Origin of the sequence: Microbacterium gallinarum (assembly GCF_014837165.1) — a bacterium.
Classification (GTDB): Bacteria; Actinomycetota; Actinomycetes; order Actinomycetales; family Microbacteriaceae; genus Microbacterium; species Microbacterium gallinarum.
Genome location: NZ_JACSPM010000004.1, coordinates 48,722 through 67,249, shown reverse-complemented (window position 1 = coordinate 67,249; position 18,528 = coordinate 48,722). Strand labels below are relative to the sequence as shown.

At 70.9% G+C, this 18,528-nt stretch carries 18 protein-coding genes and 1 tRNA gene; 10 read left to right on the top strand and 9 right to left on the bottom strand.

The annotated features are described in order from the left end of the window. Positions 1–119: 119 nt before the first annotated feature. The 3 genes from H9622_RS12125 (at position 120) to H9622_RS12115 (ending at position 1,337) form a co-directional block, all read left to right on the top strand. Positions 120–332: a PLDc N-terminal domain-containing protein gene (locus H9622_RS12125; RefSeq protein WP_191766680.1), complete on the top strand. Its 213-nt coding sequence runs from the start codon at positions 120–122 to the stop codon at positions 330–332. A 69-nt stretch (positions 333–401) separates the two neighbouring features. Next, a tRNA-Leu gene (locus tag H9622_RS12120) sits at positions 402–483 on the top strand. Between the two features lie 62 nt (positions 484–545). Next, on the top strand, positions 546–1,337 hold the full coding sequence (locus H9622_RS12115; protein ID WP_191766679.1) for a DedA family protein: 792 nt from the start codon (positions 546–548) through the stop codon (positions 1,335–1,337). Positions 1,338–1,349: 12 nt separating this feature from the next. On the opposite strand, the gene ku is transcribed toward H9622_RS12115, so the two are convergent. After that, a complete protein-coding gene (gene ku / locus H9622_RS12110) occupies positions 1,350–2,306 on the bottom strand; it encodes a non-homologous end joining protein Ku (protein WP_191766678.1) in 957 nt (318 codons plus the stop codon). 78 nt (positions 2,307–2,384) lie between these two features. On the opposite strand from ku, the gene H9622_RS12105 reads away from it, so the two are divergent. Next, positions 2,385–4,865 carry an ATP-dependent DNA ligase gene (locus H9622_RS12105; RefSeq protein ID WP_191766677.1) on the top strand — a complete coding sequence of 827 codons (2,481 nt, stop codon included), beginning with the start codon at positions 2,385–2,387 and terminating at the stop codon, positions 4,863–4,865. On the opposite strand, the gene H9622_RS12100 is transcribed toward H9622_RS12105, so the two are convergent. The 4 genes from H9622_RS12100 to murI all read right to left on the bottom strand — a co-directional run bounded on the left by H9622_RS12100 (position 4,862) and on the right by murI (position 8,155). Further along, positions 4,862–5,782: a cation diffusion facilitator family transporter gene (locus H9622_RS12100; RefSeq protein ID WP_191766676.1), complete on the bottom strand. Its 921-nt coding sequence runs from the start codon at positions 5,780–5,782 to the stop codon at positions 4,862–4,864. The genes H9622_RS12105 and H9622_RS12100 overlap by 4 nt on opposite strands. An 85-nt stretch (positions 5,783–5,867) precedes the next feature. Next, positions 5,868–6,506 (bottom strand): RdgB/HAM1 family non-canonical purine NTP pyrophosphatase, encoded by a 639-nt coding sequence (gene rdgB, locus H9622_RS12095; protein WP_191766930.1) that lies wholly within the window; start codon positions 6,504–6,506, stop codon positions 5,868–5,870. Positions 6,507–6,528: 22 nt separating this feature from the next. Then, positions 6,529–7,299, bottom strand: coding sequence for a ribonuclease PH (gene rph / locus H9622_RS12090; RefSeq protein WP_191766675.1), 771 nt, complete (start codon positions 7,297–7,299; stop codon positions 6,529–6,531). Between the two features lie 28 nt (positions 7,300–7,327). After that, on the bottom strand, positions 7,328–8,155 hold the full coding sequence (murI, locus tag H9622_RS12085; RefSeq protein ID WP_191766674.1) for a glutamate racemase: 828 nt from the start codon (positions 8,153–8,155) through the stop codon (positions 7,328–7,330). 41 nt (positions 8,156–8,196) lie between these two features. Here murI and H9622_RS12080 point away from each other — a divergent pair, with 41 nt between their 5' ends. Next, positions 8,197–9,555 carry a nicotinate phosphoribosyltransferase gene (locus H9622_RS12080; RefSeq protein WP_191766673.1) on the top strand — a complete coding sequence of 453 codons (1,359 nt, stop codon included), beginning with the start codon at positions 8,197–8,199 and terminating at the stop codon, positions 9,553–9,555. Here H9622_RS12080 and H9622_RS12075 read toward each other — a convergent pair. Genes H9622_RS12075 through H9622_RS12065 form a run of 3 tightly spaced genes read right to left on the bottom strand, consistent with a single transcriptional unit; the run spans position 9,534 to position 12,561 of the window. Continuing rightward, on the bottom strand, positions 9,534–9,800 hold the full coding sequence (locus H9622_RS12075; protein WP_191766672.1) for a DUF3039 domain-containing protein: 267 nt from the start codon (positions 9,798–9,800) through the stop codon (positions 9,534–9,536). The genes H9622_RS12080 and H9622_RS12075 overlap by 22 nt on opposite strands. Positions 9,801–9,841: 41 nt before the next feature. Continuing rightward, on the bottom strand, positions 9,842–11,410 hold the full coding sequence (locus H9622_RS12070; RefSeq protein WP_191766671.1) for a hypothetical protein: 1,569 nt from the start codon (positions 11,408–11,410) through the stop codon (positions 9,842–9,844). Continuing rightward, entirely contained in the window at positions 11,386–12,561 is a 1,176-nt protein-coding gene (locus tag H9622_RS12065; RefSeq protein WP_318247104.1) for an ABC transporter ATP-binding protein, read from the bottom strand. The genes H9622_RS12070 and H9622_RS12065 overlap by 25 nt, the downstream gene beginning before the upstream one ends. Before the next feature lie 196 nt (positions 12,562–12,757). On the opposite strand from H9622_RS12065, the gene H9622_RS12060 reads away from it, so the two are divergent. The 4 genes from H9622_RS12060 to H9622_RS12045 all read left to right on the top strand — a co-directional run bounded on the left by H9622_RS12060 (position 12,758) and on the right by H9622_RS12045 (position 16,101). Then, on the top strand, positions 12,758–13,450 hold the full coding sequence (locus H9622_RS12060; protein WP_191766670.1) for a phosphocholine cytidylyltransferase family protein: 693 nt from the start codon (positions 12,758–12,760) through the stop codon (positions 13,448–13,450). A gap of 64 nt (positions 13,451–13,514) precedes the next feature. Continuing rightward, a complete protein-coding gene (locus H9622_RS12055; protein WP_191766669.1) occupies positions 13,515–14,423 on the top strand; it encodes a hypothetical protein in 909 nt (302 codons plus the stop codon). A 34-nt stretch (positions 14,424–14,457) separates the two neighbouring features. After that, entirely contained in the window at positions 14,458–14,679 is a 222-nt protein-coding gene (locus H9622_RS12050; protein WP_191766668.1) for a hypothetical protein, read from the top strand. 42 nt (positions 14,680–14,721) lie between these two features. Beyond that, complete coding sequence (locus H9622_RS12045) at positions 14,722–16,101, top strand: maltokinase N-terminal cap-like domain-containing protein (protein ID WP_191766667.1); 1,380 nt, start codon at positions 14,722–14,724, stop codon at positions 16,099–16,101. Here H9622_RS12045 and H9622_RS12040 read toward each other — a convergent pair whose 3' ends face one another. Beyond that, a complete protein-coding gene (locus H9622_RS12040; RefSeq protein ID WP_191766666.1) occupies positions 16,102–17,391 on the bottom strand; it encodes a CDP-glycerol glycerophosphotransferase family protein in 1,290 nt (429 codons plus the stop codon). A gap of 109 nt (positions 17,392–17,500) precedes the next feature. On the opposite strand from H9622_RS12040, the gene H9622_RS12035 reads away from it, so the two are divergent. Further along, a complete protein-coding gene (locus H9622_RS12035; protein ID WP_191766928.1) occupies positions 17,501–18,526 on the top strand; it encodes a glycosyltransferase family 2 protein in 1,026 nt (341 codons plus the stop codon). Positions 18,527–18,528 lie beyond the last annotated feature (2 nt).

Genomic DNA, 18,528 nt, shown 5'->3' with positions numbered 1-18,528 from the left:
CGGACGGGTCTTCCGCCGGACCGGTGGCGCCGGGGCCCATGAACCGGATCACGCTCGTGCCGTGACGCGTCACGGTGCAGGATGGAGGTGACACCGACGAACGATTCGGAGGCACGACGATGACCAAGAGCCGGCAAGAGATGACACCGACCGGCCGAGCCGTCCTCGGCCTCGTGGGGCTCGTGCAAGTCGTGTTCGCCTTCCTGGCGTTCTGGGATCTCGCCCATCGCGACGCGTCCGAAGTGCGCGGACCGAAGCCCGCGTGGATCCCCGCGATCCTGGTCAATTGGATCGGCCCGGCGAGCTATTTCCTCTTCGGCATCCGTCGCTGAAAGCCCGGCGGAACCCGGGGGCCTGCCCCACAGCCCGCGCCCAGGCGCCTCAGTAGACTGAACCTGCTCGCGGGAGTGGTGGAATTGGCAGACACGCAGGATTTAGGTTCCTGTGCCTCCGGGCGTGTGGGTTCAAGTCCCACCTTCCGCACGCAGCTGCTTCGCTGACCGCGCTGCACCGCCGACCGCACCGACCGACGGGAACCCCACATCGTGCACGCCGTGCCCACTGCTCTCATCCCCTGGCTCGATCCGGCCGCGATCATCGACTGGGCCGGCCCGTGGGCGCTCGTCGTCGTGTGCTTCATCGTGTTCGCCGAGACCGGCCTGCTCGTCGGCTTCCTGCTGCCGGGCGACACGCTCCTCGTCATCGCCGGCCTGCTCTCGCACCCCCAGGACTACGCGCCGAACGGCGTGTTCGGCCTCAGCGTCTGGTGGGTGGCCCTGCTGATCGGTCTCTCCGCGTTCATCGGCGGCGAGGTCGGCTACTACATCGGCCACAAGGGCGGACCCTCGGTCTTCGAGAAGAAGGAGTCCGGCCTCTTCAGCGTCAAGAACGTCGAGCGCACCAACGCGTTCTTCGAGCGCTTCGGCGGGCTCACGATCATCCTCGCCCGCTTCGTGCCGATCGTGCGCACCTTCGCGCCCGTCGCCGCCGGCGTCGGTCACATGAACAAGTGGAAGTACACGCTCTACAACTTCATCGGCGCCGTGATCTGGGGCTTCGGCCTGACGATGTTCGGCTACCTGATCGGCTTCATCCCGCCGGTGGCCACCTTCGTCGAGAACTACATCGATCTCATCCTGCTCGCCGCCGTCGGCGGCACCGCCGTCGTGACGCTGTGGCACTACTTCCGCGAGCGCAGCAAGGCCAAGAAGGCCGCTGCGGCGGGTGAGGACGTCGTGACCGACCACGACGAGGCCGAGGCGCTCGTGCTCGACGCCGACATCTTCGACCGCGGCCCCGAGCACGGGCAGCACGAGGGCGAGGCGCCGCGCGGCTGACCGCGTCCGAGGTCAGGAGGCCTTCGCGGTCTTCTTCGCCGCCGGCTTCTTCGCGGTGGACTTCTTCGCGTCGCTCTTCGACGTGCTCGCCGCCGCGGACGACTTCGCCGTCGACTTCTTGGCGGCGGGCTTCTTCGCGGGTGCCTCGTCCTTCTTCGACGACGTCGCGCCGCCCTCGCGCGCGGCCCGCGACTTCTCGACGCTCGCGCGCAGCGCCTCCATGAGGTCGATGACCTCTCCCCCGGTGTCCTCCTCCTCGTGGTCGCCGAAAGTCTCCGAGGTGTCGAGGGCATCGCCCTTCTCGAGCTTCGCGTCGATCAGGATGCGCAGCTCCTCCTGGTACTCGTCGGAGAACTCCGACGGGTCGAAGTCGCTCGCGAAGCTCTCGACGAGGGATGCCGATAGCTCGAGCTCCTTCGCCGAGATGCGCACGGTCTCGTCCAGCGCCGGGAAGGCGGCCTCGCGCACCTCGTCGGCCCACAGCAGGGTCTGGAGCACCAGAACGTCGCCGCGCACCCGCAGCGCCGCCAGCCGCGTCTTCTGACGCAGCGAGAACCGCACGATCGCGGTCCGATCCGTCTGCTCGAGCGTCTTGCGCAGCAGCACGTACGCCTTCGGCGACGCGCTGTCGGGCTCGAGGTAGTACGCCTTGTCGAGGGTGAGCAGGTCGACCTGGTCGCTCGGCACGAACTCGACGACGTCGATCTCGCGGCTCTTCTCGGCCGGCAGCGCCGCGAAGTCCTCCTTCGTGAGCACGACCGTCTTGTCGCCGTCGTCGTAGGCCTTGTCGATGTCCTGGTAGGGCACGACCTCGCCGTCGATCTCGCAGATGCGCTGGTAGCGGATGCGGCCGCCGTCCTTGTTGTGCACCTGGTGCAGCGACACGTCGTGGTCCTCGGTCGCCGAATACACCTTGACCGGCACATTGACCAGACCGAAGGTCAGCGCGCCCTTCCAGATCGCCCTCATCCCCCCAGTGAACACCGGTCGCACGTGCCACGGCTAGCCCATATGCAGGTGTTGACATGTCGCGGCTAGCCTGAACGCATGCCGGGCACGTCCAACATGGTGAGCATCGGCGGCCGGCGACTGCGCGTCACGAACCTCGACAAGGTGCTGTACCCCGAGACGGGCACCACCAAGGGCGAGGTCATCGACTACTACACGCGCATCGCCCCGCTGCTCATTCCGCACGTGGCCGGGCGACCCGTGACCCGCAAGCGCTGGCCGGACGGTGTGGGAACCGACGACGACCCCGGCATGGTCTTCTTCGCGAAGGACCTCGAGCGCGGTGCGCCGTCCTGGGTGAGGCGGGTGCCGATCCCCCACTCCACCGGCACGAAGGACTACCCCCTGGTCGGCGACGTGCCGACGCTCGTCTACCTCGCCCAGGTGGCGAGTCTCGAACTGCACGTGCCGCAGTGGCGCTTCACCCCCGACGGCGAGCGCGGATTCGCCGACCGTCTCGTCCTCGACCTCGACCCCGGTCCGGGCGCTGGGCTGCCGGAGTGCGCCGTCGTCGCGGGCTGGGCACGCGGCATCCTGTCGGGAATGGGTCTCGACCCCTACCCCGTGACCAGCGGCAGCAAAGGCATCCACCTGTATGCAGCACTGCCCGACGGGCAGACGACCGAGCAGGCATCCATGATCGCCAAGGAGCTCGCCCGCGCGATCGAGGCGGACCACCCCGACCTCGTCGTCAGTTCGATGAAGAAGACCGAGCGCCCCGGCAAGGTGCTCATCGACTGGAGCCAGAACAACGGCTCCAAGACGACGATCGCCCCGTACTCGCTGCGCGGCCGGACGCATCCGACGGTGGCCGCCCCGCGCACGTGGGACGAGCTCGACGACCCGGGACTGCGGCACCTGCTGTTCGAGGAGGTCCTCGAACGCACGGAGACGATAGGCGACCCGATGACCGCGCTCGGCTTCCACGCGGGCGGACGACAGGCCGAGACCGGGCCGCTCTCGGCGTACATCTCCAAGCGCAGCGCCTCGCGCACTCCCGAGCCGGTGCCGGGAAACCCTCTCGGCGCGACCCCGCACGGCGAGAAGCCGATCTTCGTGATCCAGGAGCATCACGCGACGGCGCTGCACTGGGACTTCCGCCTCGAGCACGACGGCGTGCTCGTCAGCTGGGCGGTGCCGCGCGGCGTCCCGCACTCGTACAAGCGGAACAATCTCGCCATCATGACCGAGGACCACCCGATGGAGTATGCGAGCTTCGAGGGCACCATTCCGGCCGGCGAGTACGGCGGCGGCAGCGTCACGATCTGGGACGACGGCCGCTACGAGCTCGAGAAGTGGCGCGACGACGAGGTGATCGCAACGCTTGAAGGTCGCCCGGGCGGTCCACTCGGACGGGTGCGCCTCGCGCTCATCCGCACCGAGGGCGAGGGTGAGAAGTCGAGCTGGCTGCTGCATCGGATGAAGACGGATGCCGCGGGCCGGCCGCAGCCGGACGGCATCCCCGTCGGACCCAGCGCGCAGACCGACGAACGACCTCCCGCACGGCGCGCGGCACCTGACGAGGACTCATCCGCAGCACCGCCCGTCCCTCCGGCGATGCTCTCGACGAACGCGACCCCCGGCATCGCCCGTCAGTCCGCGGCCCGCTGGGGCGGCGAGCCGTGGGTGGAGGGCAAGTGGGACGGCATCCGCGCGCTCGGCGTATGGGACGGCTCGCGGCTGCGGCTCCACGCGCGCAGCGGCAACGACATCACCCACCGCTACCCCGAGCTGACCGACGTGGACGCGGGCCTCGGCGACGCCCCGGCGATCGTCGACGGTGAGCTCGTCGCGCTCGAGCCCGACGGCAGGCCGAGCTTCCCGCTGCTGCAGGGGCGCATGAACCTCGAGCGTCCCGCCGAGATCGCCCGCGAAGCGCGCCGCGCCCCGGTGCGGTACTACCTCTTCGACGTGCAGTCCGCCGACGGCGACGACGTCACAGGCCGGCCGCTGCGCGTCCGGCGGCGCCTGCTCGAAGACCTCGCCGCCGACGCGATCCCGCTCATCTCTGTGCCGCCCGTCTTCGACGACGTCGACGCCGCGCTCGACGCCAGCCGCGCGCTGCGGCTCGAGGGCATCGTCGTGAAGGATCCGCGATCCCGCTACACCGGCGGGGTGCGCTCGGAGTCCTGGCTCAAGGTGAAGCACACCAGCACCCAGGAGGTGGTGATCGCGGGCATCCGTCCGGGCAAGGGCGGGCGCAGCGGCACGTTCGGCTCGCTTCTGCTCGGCATCCCCGGCCCCGGCGGCCTGCAGTACGCGGGGCGCGTCGGCTCCGGGTTCAGCGACAGCACGCTCACCCAGCTCCTGCGCACGCTCACACCGCTGCGCACCGACGAGAACCCGCTGGTCGGCGTCCCGGCGCTCGACGCCCGTGACGCGCTGTGGGTGCGGCCCGAGCTGGTCGGCGAAGTGGAGTACGGCGAGTTCACTCCCGGCGGCATCCTGCGCCACCCTCGCTGGCGCGGACTGCGGCCCGACAAGAGTCCCGACGAGGTGCGCCGCGAAGACGCGCCCTAGGCGTGCGCGTCGTGCTCGACGTGGCCGGCGGGCTCGAGCTGGAACGTCGAGTGCTCCACGTCGAAGTGCTCCGACAGGCACGACTGGAGGGTGCTCAGGATGCCGGAGGCCCGCCCATCGCGCATGGCGGCGTCGTCGACCACCACATGCGCGCTGAACACGGGCGCTCCGCGCGTGAGCTGCCACACGTGCACGTCGTGCACGTCGACGACCCCGGGGGTCGACAGGATGTGATCGCGGATGTCGCGCACGTGCGTGCCCGCGGGCGCCGACTCCGCGAGCACCGACACGACCTCGCGCAGCAGGCCGATCGCACGCGGGATGATCATGGCGGCGATGACCAGCGACGCGATCGCGTCGGCCTGCACCCAGCCCGTCGTCACGATCACGATCGCGGCGACGATCACCATGGCCGAGCCGATCAGGTCGCCGAGGACCTCGAGGTAGGCGCCGCGCACGTTGATGCTGCGGCGTTGCGCAGAGCTGAGCAGCCACATCGCGACCGCGTTGGCGATCAGACCCGCAACGGCGACGGCGAGCATGAGCCCGCCCGCCACCTCGACCTCGCCCGGATCCAGCAGTCGCTGCACGCCCTCGACGGCGACCCACGCCGACAGCACGATGAGGATCACGCCGTTCACGAGGGCGCCGAACACCTCGGCGCGCTGATACCCGAACGTGCGGCGGTCATTCGCCGGCCGCGCCGCGACGGACGTCGCCACCAGCGCGATGACCAGGGCCGCGGCATCCGTGAACATGTGTGCAGCATCGGCGAGGAGCGCAAGAGATCCCGACAGTGCCGCGCCGACGACCTGCACCACCATCACGACGCTCGTGATCGCGAGGGAGATCGCGAGCAGTCGGCGGTTGCTCGCCCCGCGAATGCCGCCCTCCGAGGCGCTCGCGTGATCGTGCATGTGCCCAGGCTAAGCCCGGGCGCGGCCCGCCGTCCGCCGATCCGCGCAGACGGGAATGATCGTGATTCTCACTCCCGCGAGCGCGTCAGAGCTGCTCGAGAAGCGGCGCGAGCTCGGCGAACGCGCGGGCACGATGAGACGACCGGTTCTTCTCGAGCGAGGACCATTCGCCGACCGTGCGCTCGCTGTCGGCGGGCTGCCCGTCGGGGATGAAGACGGGGTCGTAGCCGAAGCCGCCCTCTCCCGCCGCCGCTGTGGCGAGGCGGCCCGGCCAGCGTCCTTCGACGACCTGCTCGCTCGATGCGTCGCCGGGCACCACGAGGGCGATGGTGGAGACGAACTGCGCCGTCCGGTGCGGGTCGGCGATGTCGGAGAGCTGGTCGAGCAGCAGCTCCAGGTTGGCCGTGGCGTCCTTCGCGTGCCCGGCCCAGTAGGCCGAGAACACGCCGGGCGCGCCGCCGAGCACGTCGACGCAGATGCCCGAGTCGTCGGCGAGCGCCGGCAGACCGGTGTGCTCGGCGGCGGCCCGCGCCTTGATGAGCGCGTTCGCGGCGAACGTCACGCCGTCCTCGACGGGCTCTGGCCCGGCGTACGCGACGACCTGCAGGTCGGGGCGGGTCTCGGCGACGATCGCCTGGAACTCCTCGACCTTGTGGCGGTTATGGGTGGCGAGCACGATCTGGCGGAGCGGCTGGGCCGTGACATCCGCCACGGCCTCCGCCATCTCCTCCGGCAGCGCAGTCATGTCACGACTCCGCGCCGGCGTCGAGCGCGGCGACCTGGTGGTCGCGCAGCGATGCGCACCCGGCGACGCCGAGCTCCAGGAGCGCGTCGAGCTCGCGCTTGTCGAACGGCGCGCCCTCGGCGGTGCCCTGCACCTCGACGAACAGCCCGCGCCCGGTGACGACGACGTTCATGTCGGTCTCGGCGCGCACGTCCTCGACGTAGGCGAGGTCGAGCATCGGCTCGCCCTCGATGATGCCGACCGACACCGCGGCCACGGAATCGACGAGCACCTGCGACCGCTGCGCGATGAACTTCTTGCCGCGGCCCCACTCGATCGCGTCGGCGAGCGCCACGTACGCACCGGTGATCGCGGCTGTGCGCGTGCCGCCGTCGGCCTGCAGCACGTCGCAGTCGATCACGATGGTGTTCTCGCCGAGCGCCTTGGTGTCGACGACCGCGCGCAGCGCGCGGCCGATGAGCCGCGAGATCTCGTGCGTGCGTCCGCCGACGCGGCCCTTCACGCTCTCGCGGTCGTTGCGGCTGTTCGTCGCGCGCGGCAGCATCGCGTACTCCGCCGTCACCCATCCCTTGCCCTTGCCCGTCAGCCAGCGCGGCACGCCGTTCGTGAACGACGCCGTGCACAGCACCTTGGTGCCGCCGAACGAGATGAGCGCCGAGCCCTCGGCGTTCGCGCTCCAGCCGCGTTCGATCGTGATCGGTCGTAGTTCGTCGACGGCGCGGCCGTCAGCGCGGACGACGGCGACGTCGTCCTGGTCCTGTCGAAGGGTCATCGGGTGTCTCCTCGGGTGGGGCGGTGGGTCAGTTCGGGCGGTGCGGGAGTTCGATGGCGCCGGTCTGCACGAGCTGGACCTCGCGGACCTCACGGCCCATCAGCCGGTGGGCGAGGTCGAGGAACTCGTCGGCGGACGCGCCCGTTGCCTCGTAGACGTGGCGGGACGAGGCATCCGGCCCCGCGAGGAGATCACGGGACACCAGCTGCCGGTACACGTCCTTCGCCGTCTCGGTGTCGCTCGACACGAGCGACACGTCGGGTCCCATGACGTAGCTGATGGCGCCCTCGAGGAAGGGGTAGTGCGTGCAGCCGAGCACGAGCGTGTCGACCCCGGCGTGCCGCAGCGGGGCGAGGTACTCCTCCGCCGTCGCAAGCACCTCGGGCGAGTCGGTCACGCCCGCCTCGACGAACTCCACGAACCGGGGGCACGCCTCGGCGAAGACGGTCAGGCGCTCGTTGACCTCGAGCATGTCCTGGTAGGCGCCCGAGCCGATCGTGCCGGCGGTGCCGATCACCCCGATGCGCCCGTTGCGGGTCGTCGACATGGCGGTGCGCACCGCGGGACCGATCACCTCGACGACCGGCACGTCATAGCGTTCGCGCGCATCGCGCAGCATGGCGGCCGACGCGGTGTTGCACGCGATCACGAGCATCTTCACGCCCTCGTCGACGAGGGTGTCGAGGATCTCGAGCGAGTAGCGCCGCACGTCGGCGATGGGCTTCGGGCCGTACGGCGAGTGGGCCGTGTCGCCGATGTAGAGGAGCGACTCGCGCGGCAGCAGGGCCGACACCGCTCGCGCCACCGTGAGTCCGCCGACACCGGAGTCGAAGATTCCGATGGGCGCGTCCTTCACGATGATCCAGCCTACGCCAGCCGGTCACTAGGCTGACCCGCATGACCGCCTCGCGCAGCACGGCCCTGCACACCGACCGCTACGAGCTCACGATGCTCGACGCGGCCCTGCGCGACGGCACCGCCGACCGCCGCTGCGTCTTCGAGCTGTTCGGCAGACGACTCTCGGCGGGCCGCCGCTTCGGCGTCGTCGCCGGCACCGGGCGCCTGCTGAGCCTCATCCGCGACTTCCGCTTCGGCGACGACGAGCTCCGGTTCCTGCGGGACGAGCGGGTGGTGGATGCCGCGACCCTCGACTTCCTCGAGGTCTACCGCTTCACCGGCTCGATCACGGGCTACCGCGAGGGCGAGCTGTACTTCCCCGGCTCCCCCATCCTCACCGTCGAGGGGACGTTCGCCGAGGCCGTCGTGCTCGAGACCCTCGCGCTGAGCGTGCTGAACCACGACTCGGCCGTCGCGACCGCCGCCGCACGCATGAGCGTCGCCGCCGGCGACCGCCCCCTCTCCGAGATGGGCTCGCGCCGCGCAGGCGAGGAGTCCGCCGTCGCGGCTGCGCGCGCCGCCTACATCGCGGGCTTCGGCGCGACATCGAATCTCGAGGCAGGGCGCGCCTGGGGCATCCCGACCATGGGCACCGCAGCCCACGCGTGGACGCTGCTGCACGACACCGAGGAGGAGGCGTTCCGCTCGCAGATCGAGGCGCTCGGCACCGACACGACGCTGCTCGTCGACACGTACGACACGCGTGAGGGCGTCGCCACGGCGATCCGGGTCGCGGGCACGGACCTGGGCGGGGTGCGCATCGACTCCGGCGATCTCCCGCTCGTCGCCGCCGAGGTGCGTGCGCAGCTCGACGAGCTCGGCGCGACCGGCACGCGCATCACCGTGACGAGCGACCTCGACGAGTACGCGATCGCCGCGCTCGCGGCATCCCCCGTCGATTCCTACGGCGTGGGCACGTCGGTCGTCACCGGTTCGGGGACGCCCACCGCCGGCATGGTCTACAAGCTCGTCGCCCGCCAGGACTCCGCCGGGGCATGGGTGGCCGTGGCGAAGGCGTCGACCGACAAGGCCTCGAAGGGGGGTCGCAAGGCCGCGTTCCGCACCCTCGACCGCGGCACCGCCACGAGCGAGCTCATCGTCGTGTCGGACGGGTTCGAAGACCTCGCGACCGCGGCATCCCATCGCGATGCCCGTTCGCTGCAGGTGACGCTCATGACCGACGGCGAGCCGGATGCCGCGTTCGAGGGGCACGAGGGAGTCGAGGCGGCGCGTGAGCACCACGCGTTCGCTCGCGAGGAACTGCCGGTGCGCGGGCTCGCGCTCAGCAAGTCCGACCCGGCGATCCCGACGGTCTACGCCGACGCCGCGGACTCAGCTCACTTGGCGAGCGACTCGTAGATCTCTTTGCAGGTGGGGCACACCGGAAACTTCTCGGGATCGCGTCCCGGCGTCCACTTCTTGCCGCACAGCGCCCGGACCGGCTTGCCGGTGATGGCGGACTCGAGGATCTTGTCCTTCTTCACGTAGTGCGAGAAGCGCTCGTGGTCTCCGGGCTCGATGTTCTCTTCACGGATGAGCTCTTCGAGCTCTCGGTCGAGGGTGGCCAGACCGCCGTGGTCCGGGCCTTCGAGAGGGGTGCTCATGGTCAGCCAGTGTAGTCCGGCCCGCCGGCGTCGGGACCCGCTCAGGTCGACTCGGCGAACTCCATGAGGCGCCCGCCGCGCCGCGAGAAGACCATCGAGCCGGCGGTCACGCCGATGATCAGCACCCCGAACCCGGCCGCCAGACCCGCCCACAGGGCGAGTATCGCGGAGTCGATGTCGTCGGTCAGGGCGACCCATGCGCACCACAGCGCCGGTGCGGTCACGATCACGGCGCCGAGCATGACGAGGCACTGCGAGACGGCACCCGTTGCGCCGGTGCGCTGCGGCTGCTGGAACGGGCTCTCGCCCGGCCGCGAGACGGCATAGGGCGCCACGACCGAGGAGACGCTCGACAGCCCGAGTCCCGCGAAGAAGAGCGAGGCGCAGACGCCGACCATGGCCGGCAGGAGCGCCCAGCGCCCGTGGATCGAGATCACCACGGGGATCGCGACGGCCAGGAGCGGGATGCCGATGAGCAGCACCGGCACGAGGCGGCCCAGGCGGTCCGAGACGCCGCGCATCCCGCTGGCGATGTGCATCCACACCGCGGTGGAGTCGTAGGCGACGTCGTTGTGCGGAAGCCAGCCGAGCAGCAGCGCGGCGAACGGCACGGGCACCAGGATCGCGAGTTCGAGGGGCACCCCCGCGACGAGCAGCGGCAGGACCGTCACGGCCGCCGCCACCGGGATGACCAGCATGTTGACGACGTAGCGGCGATCGCGGAACCAGTAGAGGAGGCTGCGCGCAGCGACCGCGCCGCCGGGCGTGCCGGGGGCCACGGCGAACCAGCCGAGGCCTGCGCGCTCACGACTCGTGACAGGGCGCTCGGTCGTGGTGAGGAGCCGATGCACCCCCCACGCCCACAGCAGCGCGAGGACCGCGAGCGTCGCCACCGCGATCAGCACCGACAGCCACGCCCCTTCGGGATCGAGGTCGGCCACCCCCGGGAGCGCCCAGGCCGCGCCGAGTGGCGTCAGCGCGAGCGCACTCACGGCTTCGGTCAGCTGAGTGGGGACGGTTCCCCGCCACTCGAGCGACGCGAGGAAGACGCCGACGGGCACCACGACGACCACGATCGCCAGCAGGAAGAGGCCCGAGAGCTCGCGCGAGCGACGCTCGCGCAGGTAGAGAGCGGCGATCGCCATGCACACGCGGGCGAAGAGTGCGCAGGTGAGAACCCCGAGGACGACGCTCGCCGCGGCCACGGGCCATGCCACACCGTGCTCGACCCACACGATCGCAGCGCACGCCGCGATCGCCGCGAGGGCGAGGACCGGGACGCTCACCAGTCCGACCACCGCGAGCACCAGCGCGAGGCGTCCGCGACGCACTGCGAGCAGCGCGAAGCGCCGCGGGTCGAGCGGGTCCTCCACTGCGCCGATGAGGGGTGCCAGGCCGAAGCCCAGCGTGACGGCCGAGCCGCCGAGCACGATCACCGTCTGGGCGACGTCGGCATCGGCATCCCGCAGCGTGAGCATCGCCCAGCAGGCGGCGACCGTCGCCGCGACGAGGATCAGCACCGCGAAGATCACGCGCGCCGCGTGAGCGCGGCCGCCGCGAAGCGTGCCGAAGAGCAGTGCGAGCCTCAGTCGGAGAATGTGTGCAGCCACTCGAGGCCCTCCACGTCGCTGAGCCCGCCGGCCAGCTCGATGAACCGCTGCTCGAGGCTGAGCTCGCCGCGCACCTCGTCGACGGTGCCTTCCGCGAGCACCTGCCCCGCCACGATCACCGCGACGCGCGAGCACACGCGCTCCACGAGTTCCATGCCGTGGCTCGAGAGGATCACCGTGCCGCCGTGGGCGACGTAGGTGGAGAGGATGTCGAGGATGATCGCGCTCGAGACCGGATCGACCGCTTCGAACGGCTCGTCGAGGACCAGCAGCCGCGGCGAGTGGATGAGCGCCCCCGCGAGCATGACCTTCTTGAGCATGCCGGCGGAGTAGTCCGACACGACGCGCCCGAGCGCATCGGTCAGGTCGAAGGCGCGCGCCAGATCGGCCGTGCGGCTCTCCACCACCGCCGCCGGGAGCCCGCGGAGCACGCCGTAGTAGTGGAGCAGCTGCCGGCCGGTGAGGCGGTCGAAGGTGCGCAGCCGATCGGGCAGGACGCCCATGACGCGCTTCGCGCCGAGTCGATCGGATGCCGCGTCCACACCGCCGACCATGATCGTGCCGCGGTCGGGCTCGAGCAGTCCCGCGATCAGGGACAGCGTCGTGGTCTTCCCGGCGCCGTTCGGACCCACGACGCCGTAGAAGGTGCCGGCGGGCACGGTGAGGTCGATGCCGTCGACGGCGAGCGTTTCACCGAATCGCTTGGAGACGCCACGCAGGATCAGGACGTCCTCCGCGGGCGCCGGCGCGGCGACCACGACAGGCTCGGGCTCGACGACGGGCTCGGGCTCGGTGACCGGCTCGGGCTCGTGGACAGTCTCTTCTGCGGCCTCAACGGCGGGCTCGGGCATCGGCGGCTTCGGCGGGACCACGATGTCGGCGGCGGCGAGCTCCGAGAGCTCCGAGGGAGGGGCGGCCGGAGCGGCGTCGCCGGATGCCGGTTCGTCGGGAATGCGCTCCTCGGCGAGCGGCTCGTCGGCGGGCGGCGCAGGCTTCGCAGGCCGCTTGCCCTTCGCCGCCTTCTTGCGGGGCGCTTTGCGCTCGACTGACGGAGCCTTGGGGCTCGACGGCAGCGACACGATGGGCGCACTGTCGTGACCGTCCGGCTCTTCCGGATCGATGTCGTTCGGCACCGGGAGGGAGGCTGTCACCGATCCAAGGTATCAAGCGGTTCTCTGAGATCGGTCACTGCGTGACGCCGAGTCTCACGAACGCGGATTTGTCACGAATCGACAACGGCGGCCGATCATTCTGCACGTTCACAGGTGCCATCGCTACCATGGACGCGGCACGAAGGGGTGTCGAGTCGGTGTACCGACAGTGAATCTCACACTCAGGAGCAGACCTTTGACCCTTCAGACCGTCATTCTCGCAGCCGGCATGGGCTCGCGTCTCGGCCGGAGCCTTCCGAAGCCGCTGACCGAGCTCAACGACGGCCGCAGCATCATGCAGCAGCAGCACGACAACATCCGCGCGGCGTTCGGCGCCGCGGCGAAGATCACCACCGTCGTCGGCTACCGCGCGGAGACCATCGTCGAGGCCTTCCCGTCGGTCGACTACGTCTACAACGACCGCTACGACCAGACCAACACCTCCAAGAGCCTGCTGCGCGCCCTGACCAAGACCGGCAAGGGCGGCGTGCTCTGGATGAACGGCGACGTCGTCTTCGACCCCATGGTCCTCGGCCGCGCGATCGAGCTGATCGAGCGCGACCAGTCGTTCGTCACCGTCAACACCTCGAAGGTGAGTGACGAAGAGGTCAAGTACACGGTGAACGGCGCAGGCTTCATCAAGGAGCTCTCCAAGACCGTCGAAGGCGGCATCGGCGAGGCCGTCGGCATCAACTACATCTCGAGCGGCGACAAGAAGGCGTTCATCCGCCAGCTGACGCGCGTCGATGATCAGGACTACTTCGAGCGCGGGCTCGAACTCGCGATCGCCGAGGACGGCGTGCTGCTGCAGCCGCTCGACATCTCCGACCTGTACGCCGTCGAGGTCGACTTCGCCGAAGACCTCGAGCGCGCCAACCTCTTCGTCTGACCCAACCGGCGGAGCCTGTCAACCCGCAGGCCTCGCTCAGGCTCGGCCGCATAGGATCGGCCCGATGGTCGACAAGGTGCACACGATCCACTCCCTGCCCGGGGACTCTCCGTGGCAGGGCGGTCTGCCGCCCGTCGGCTCGGAGGAGCACCCGCGCACCATCCGCGCCCTCGACCGTGTGCTCGCCATCCAGCGCCCGGTCGTGCTGGCGCATCTGCGCAGCATCCGACTCCGCCACCCGAACGCGTCGACCGCCGACCTCGTCCGCATCCTCGAGCGCCGGTACCTCGCCGCGGTGACGGCGGGCGGTGCCGCGGTGGGAGCGACCGCAGTCGTGCCCGGCATCGGCACCGGTGTGACGCTCGCTCTCAGCGGCGTCGAGACCGTGGGGTTCATCGAGGCGACCGCGCTGTTCGCCCAGTCGGTGGCCGAGGTGCACGGCATCCCGGTCGCCGATCCGGATCGTGCGCGCGCCCTCGTGCTCACGCTCATGCTCGGCAAGGAGGGCGTCGATCTTGTTTCACAGCTCGCCGGGCAGGCCATGGGCCGCGGTCCGTCCCGCGACAAGTACTGGGGCGAGCTGATCACGAAGACGATCCCCCGCGCCGCCATGGGGCCGATCGTCGACCGGCTCAAGACCACGTTCATCCACCAGTTCGCCGTGCGCGGCGGCGCGTCGTGGATCGGCAAGGCCCTCCCGTTCGGCATCGGCGCCGCGATCGGCGGCACCGGCAACCATCTCCTCGGCCGGCGCGTGCTCGTGAATTCGCGTCGTGCATTCGGGCAGGCGCCCGCGATCCTTCCGCCCGACCTCGAGCCCAAGCCGGGGGCCACGCCCCTCGAGCGCGCGGCGACCCGCACGATCCGCCATGCCGGCGAGGCCATCGTGAACGGCGCCAAGCGTCTTCGCCCCGGCTCCCGCAGGGCGCTCCCTCAGAGCGCCGCCGATCCGGACGATCTCGCCGACGACTGACACGCCGGAGGCCGCGGGCGCGCACAATGGACGCATGGGACTGTTCACGCGAGGGCCCGAGCACAACGAGGAGTGGGCCGGGCTGCCGTCCGAGCCGGCGCGCCCCGAATCCGAGGCCGAGCGTCTCGCCGACGCATCCCCGGTGCGCCTCGACGGCTTCGGCGACGGCGGCGCGGTGGAGTCCATCGTGATCCCGGTCGCGCCGGTCGTCGACGTCGCGCAGCCTGCCGTGACGGACGGTGACGCGGAGGACTGACCGGGTGGCTCCCCGAGCGCGTTCGGGCATACTCTCTGAGACATGGACAGCACGCTCGCGTGCCTGGCGGCATGGATGCCCAGGCAGCGGTGGTACGCGGCCAAGGGCCGCCCGCCGAGCCTTCGCCTGATCTCATGGTGGGATCTCGCGCCGGTCGCCGCCGAGGATGCCGGTGCGCGCATCCGCACGTATCTGGTCGCCGACGAAGGCGCCTTCCCCGCCGTGCTGTACCAGCTTCCCGTCGTCTCACGCGCGACCGAGACCGTGGACGCGTCGCCGGACCACATCATCGGCAGCCCTGAACCGGGAACGACGTTCATCGACGGGCCGTTCGATCCCGCGTATGCGCGTGCCCTGATCCGGCTCGTCACGCTCGGCGGCACCGCGGAGGGCCCGCGCACGGTGGCGACAGGCCACCCCGCGCCCGACGCGCCCCCCGACGAGCCGCGCAGCGCGAGCGTCGTCTCCGGCGAGCAGTCGAACACATCGCTCATCTTCCGCTCGCGCGGGATGCCCCTGATCTGCAAGATCTACCGTCAGCTGCATCCCGGACTCAACCCCGACATCGAGCTGCCGACCGCGCTGGCCGCAGCCGGATCGACCCACGTGCCGCGAGCGATCGGCTGGGTCGAGGGCGCCTGGCCCGACCCGGCCACCGCGCAGGGCACCGTCACCGGATCGCTTGCGACGGCCCAGGAGTTCCTGCCCAACGTGGAGGACGCGTGGCGCGTCGCCCTGCACGCGGCCGCACGCGGCGACGACTTCCGCGCACCGGCGCGCGCGCTGGGAGCGGCCACGGCCGACGTGCACGTGTCACTGGCGGAGCTCTTCCCGACTCGTCGGACGCTGCCGGAGGACCGCGCCACGACGGCCGAGTCATGGCACCGGCGCCTGACGATCGCGATCGCGGAGGTGCCGGAGATCGCGGAGCGGCGTGAGGCCATCGAGTCGGTGTACGAGCGCGCGGCGGCCGACGACTGGCCCGATCACCAGCGCATCCACGGCGACTACCACCTCGGGCAGGTGCTGCACGTACCCGGGCGAGGCTGGGTGCTGCTCGACTTCGAGGGCGAACCGATGCGGCCGATGTCGGAGCGCACCCGTGCCGATCTGGCGCTGCGGGATGTCGCCGGCATGCTGCGCTCGTTCGACTACGTCGCCGGGTCCATCCGCCTCGACGATCCCGACCGATCCCCCGCGGCCGCCCGCGAGTGGGCGCGGGCCGCGCGGGAGGCGTTCCTCGAGGGGTATGCGCTCGCCTCGGGCGCCGACCTCGAGGCCGACAGCGCGCTGCTGGCGGCGCTGGAACTCGACAAGGCGGTGTACGAGGCGCTCTACGAGGCGCGCAACCGACCGACGTGGGTCACGATCCCGCTCCGCGCGATCGCGCGGCTGGTCGAGCGGCCGGCACCCGTCGGCTGATCAGCTCTCCCCCGCGTCGTCGAGCTCGGCTTCGTCGGGGTCGGGCTCGTCGTCCTCGGTCTCGACGACGGACCGTGCGTACCAGTCATCCCATTCGTCCATGAGCCGGCGGACAGCGTTGTGGAAACGCTCGGTCGCCGCGCCTGGGGAGGTGTCGCCGAAGTAGTGCCGCACCCACCGTTCGAGGCGCTCGACGGCTTCCGGGTCGTTCAGCACCCGGTCCGTCTCCGCGATGATCGCTGGCGCGGCCGCGGCATCCAGCCACTCGCAGGCCGACAGGTAGCCGTGCGTGTCGATCGCCGCGGCGGGGTCGACGGGGCGCGTGATCATGAGCGGCTTGTCGGCCGCGAGCCGGTCGTAGACCATGGCCGAGATGTCGACGATCGCAACGTCGGCGGCCGACAGCTGCCAGCCCAGATCCGGGCCGTCGTCGTAGACGTGCTGGGCCGACGGGTCGGCGGCGTTGGCCGCCGCGATCGCCGCGATGATCCGCTTGTCGGCGTCGCCGTACTCGGGGACCACGACCCCCGAGCGCGGATGCGGCCGGTAGATCACACGGTGGCGCTTGCTCGCCAGCAGCGCGCCGACGAGCGCCTCACCGTGCGTCACGATCGAGCCGTAGTGCGCGGAGGGCCGGTCGCCTTCCCACGTGGGCGCGTAGAGCACGACCGTGCGGTCGTCGGGCGTGTACGCGAGCCGGCCCGAGTAGTGGTCGGCCTGCGGCCGACCGATGGCGATCGCGCGGCGGTCGACGTCGTAGTCCCACAGGACCCGCGACAGGCGCTCGCGGGCGGCGTCGCCGGCGATGAGCGCGTAGTCGTACGCCTTGTACTGGTTGGTGGTCATGTACATCTTGTCGGACTCGCCGTGGTTGATGAACACGTGCCACCGGCGGCCGTACCTGAACATCTGGAAGTTGCGGGTGTTCTGGTTCACGTACAGCACGACGCGGATGTCCTGTTCGGCGATGAACCGCTCGATGTCGCGCACCGTCGGCACGAACGCCACCGGCGGGGCGTCCTCGGCCAGCAGCGCCTGAGCCCCCGTGGCGGCCCGGCTGAGCACCACGACCGGCCAGGTCTTCGCCAGCTCGGCGAGCGGCTTGTACCACTGCCGCATCTGATACATGTTGACCGCGCCGTCGGCGAAGTACACGGCGACCCGGTAATGGAATCGCGGATGCTGCGGGCGGGCGGCCAGCGTGCGGCGGACGCCCTTCACCGCTGACCGGCTGCGCACCGCCTTGCGGACGAGCGCGACCGCCTTCTTCGCATCCGAGACCAGACTCACTCGTCCAGACTACTCAGGCGACCCGTGACATGATCGACGCGTGCAGGACGAGCAGCGCGGGCGCAAGGACGCTCCAGAGGTCCCCCGCGACGCCGGCGTGACGTTCGTCATGCCCGTCCTCAACGAGCGCGACTACCTGCGCCGCGCGGTCGAGACGGTCCTCGCCCAGGACGTGGACGGCCCCTCCGAGCTGATCCTCGCCCTCGCGCCGTCCACCGACGGCACGACCGAGCTCGCCCGCGAGATCGCGGCGGGCGACGATCGCGTCGTGCTCGTCGACAACCCCGCCGCCGACATCCCCGTCGGACTCAATCGCGCGATCGAGGCCGGGCGCTATCCCACCATCGTGCGGGTGGACGCGCACTCCGAGCTCGAGAGCGACTACACCCGCCGCGCGCTGGCGACCCTCGACCGCGTGCACGCGGCGAACGTCGGCGGGGTCATGCGCGCCGACGGCCGCACGCCCTTCCAGCGGGCGGTCGCGCGCGCGTACAACTCGCCGATCGGCCTCGGCGGGGGCGCGTACCACGGCGGCACCCAGGAGGGCGAGGCGGAGTCCGCGTACCTCGGGGTGATGCGGCGCGCCGTGCTCGACGAGGTGGGCCTCTTCGACGAGACCATCCGCCGCGGCGAGGATTGGGAGCTCAACCTCCGCATCCGGCGCGCGGGCTACCGCGTGTGGTTCGATCCGACACTGTCGGTGACGTACTGGCCGCGCGAGAGCTGGTCGCGCCTGGCACGGCAGTTCTCCGCCACCGGTCGCTGGCGCGGCGAGCTCGTGCGCCGGTTCGGGCGCGGCAACTCGCTCCGCTTCTTCGCTCCCCCGGCGCTCGTCGCCACGATCGTGCTCGCAGTCGTCGTGGGCGTGCTGCAGCTGACGGGGGCGCTCACCGGCTGGTGGTCGGCCGCGGCATCCCTCGTCCACCTCCCCGTCCTGGTGTACGCGGCGCTCATCGTGGTCGTCGCGCTCGGACCGGGCGGCGGCCGCGGATGGCGCGACAAGCTGTGGACGATGGCGGTCCTGCCGACCATGCACCTCTCGTGGGGGTGGGGCTTCATCATCGGCGTGCTGCGGGGCGCGCACGACACCGTCGACACGTCCCGCCTCGGCTCGCGCAACACTCCGCTGCCCTAGCG

What these genes read in the sequence shown, in the direction of transcription:
- H9622_RS12035 (WP_191766928.1), top strand. Translation starts at nt 17,501, where the DNA reads ATGCCCGTCCTCAACGAGCGCGACTACCTGCGCCGCGCGGTCGAGACG.
- H9622_RS12045 (WP_191766667.1), top strand. Translation starts at nt 14,722, where the DNA reads ATGGACAGCACGCTCGCGTGCCTGGCGGCATGGATGCCCAGGCAGCGG.
- ku (WP_191766678.1), bottom strand. Translation starts at nt 2,306, where the DNA reads ATGAGGGCGATCTGGAAGGGCGCGCTGACCTTCGGTCTGGTCAATGTG.
- H9622_RS12075 (WP_191766672.1), bottom strand. Translation starts at nt 9,800, where the DNA reads ATGAGCACCCCTCTCGAAGGCCCGGACCACGGCGGTCTGGCCACCCTC.
- H9622_RS12100 (WP_191766676.1), bottom strand. Translation starts at nt 5,782, where the DNA reads ATGCACGATCACGCGAGCGCCTCGGAGGGCGGCATTCGCGGGGCGAGC.
- H9622_RS12125 (WP_191766680.1), top strand. Translation starts at nt 120, where the DNA reads ATGACCAAGAGCCGGCAAGAGATGACACCGACCGGCCGAGCCGTCCTC.
- H9622_RS12105 (WP_191766677.1), top strand. Translation starts at nt 2,385, where the DNA reads ATGCCGGGCACGTCCAACATGGTGAGCATCGGCGGCCGGCGACTGCGC.
- H9622_RS12080 (WP_191766673.1), top strand. Translation starts at nt 8,197, where the DNA reads ATGACCGCCTCGCGCAGCACGGCCCTGCACACCGACCGCTACGAGCTC.
- rdgB (WP_191766930.1), bottom strand. Translation starts at nt 6,506, where the DNA reads ATGGCGGAGGCCGTGGCGGATGTCACGGCCCAGCCGCTCCGCCAGATC.
- rph (WP_191766675.1), bottom strand. Translation starts at nt 7,299, where the DNA reads ATGACCCTTCGACAGGACCAGGACGACGTCGCCGTCGTCCGCGCTGAC.
- H9622_RS12050 (WP_191766668.1), top strand. Translation starts at nt 14,458, where the DNA reads ATGGGACTGTTCACGCGAGGGCCCGAGCACAACGAGGAGTGGGCCGGG.
- H9622_RS12055 (WP_191766669.1), top strand. Translation starts at nt 13,515, where the DNA reads ATGGTCGACAAGGTGCACACGATCCACTCCCTGCCCGGGGACTCTCCG.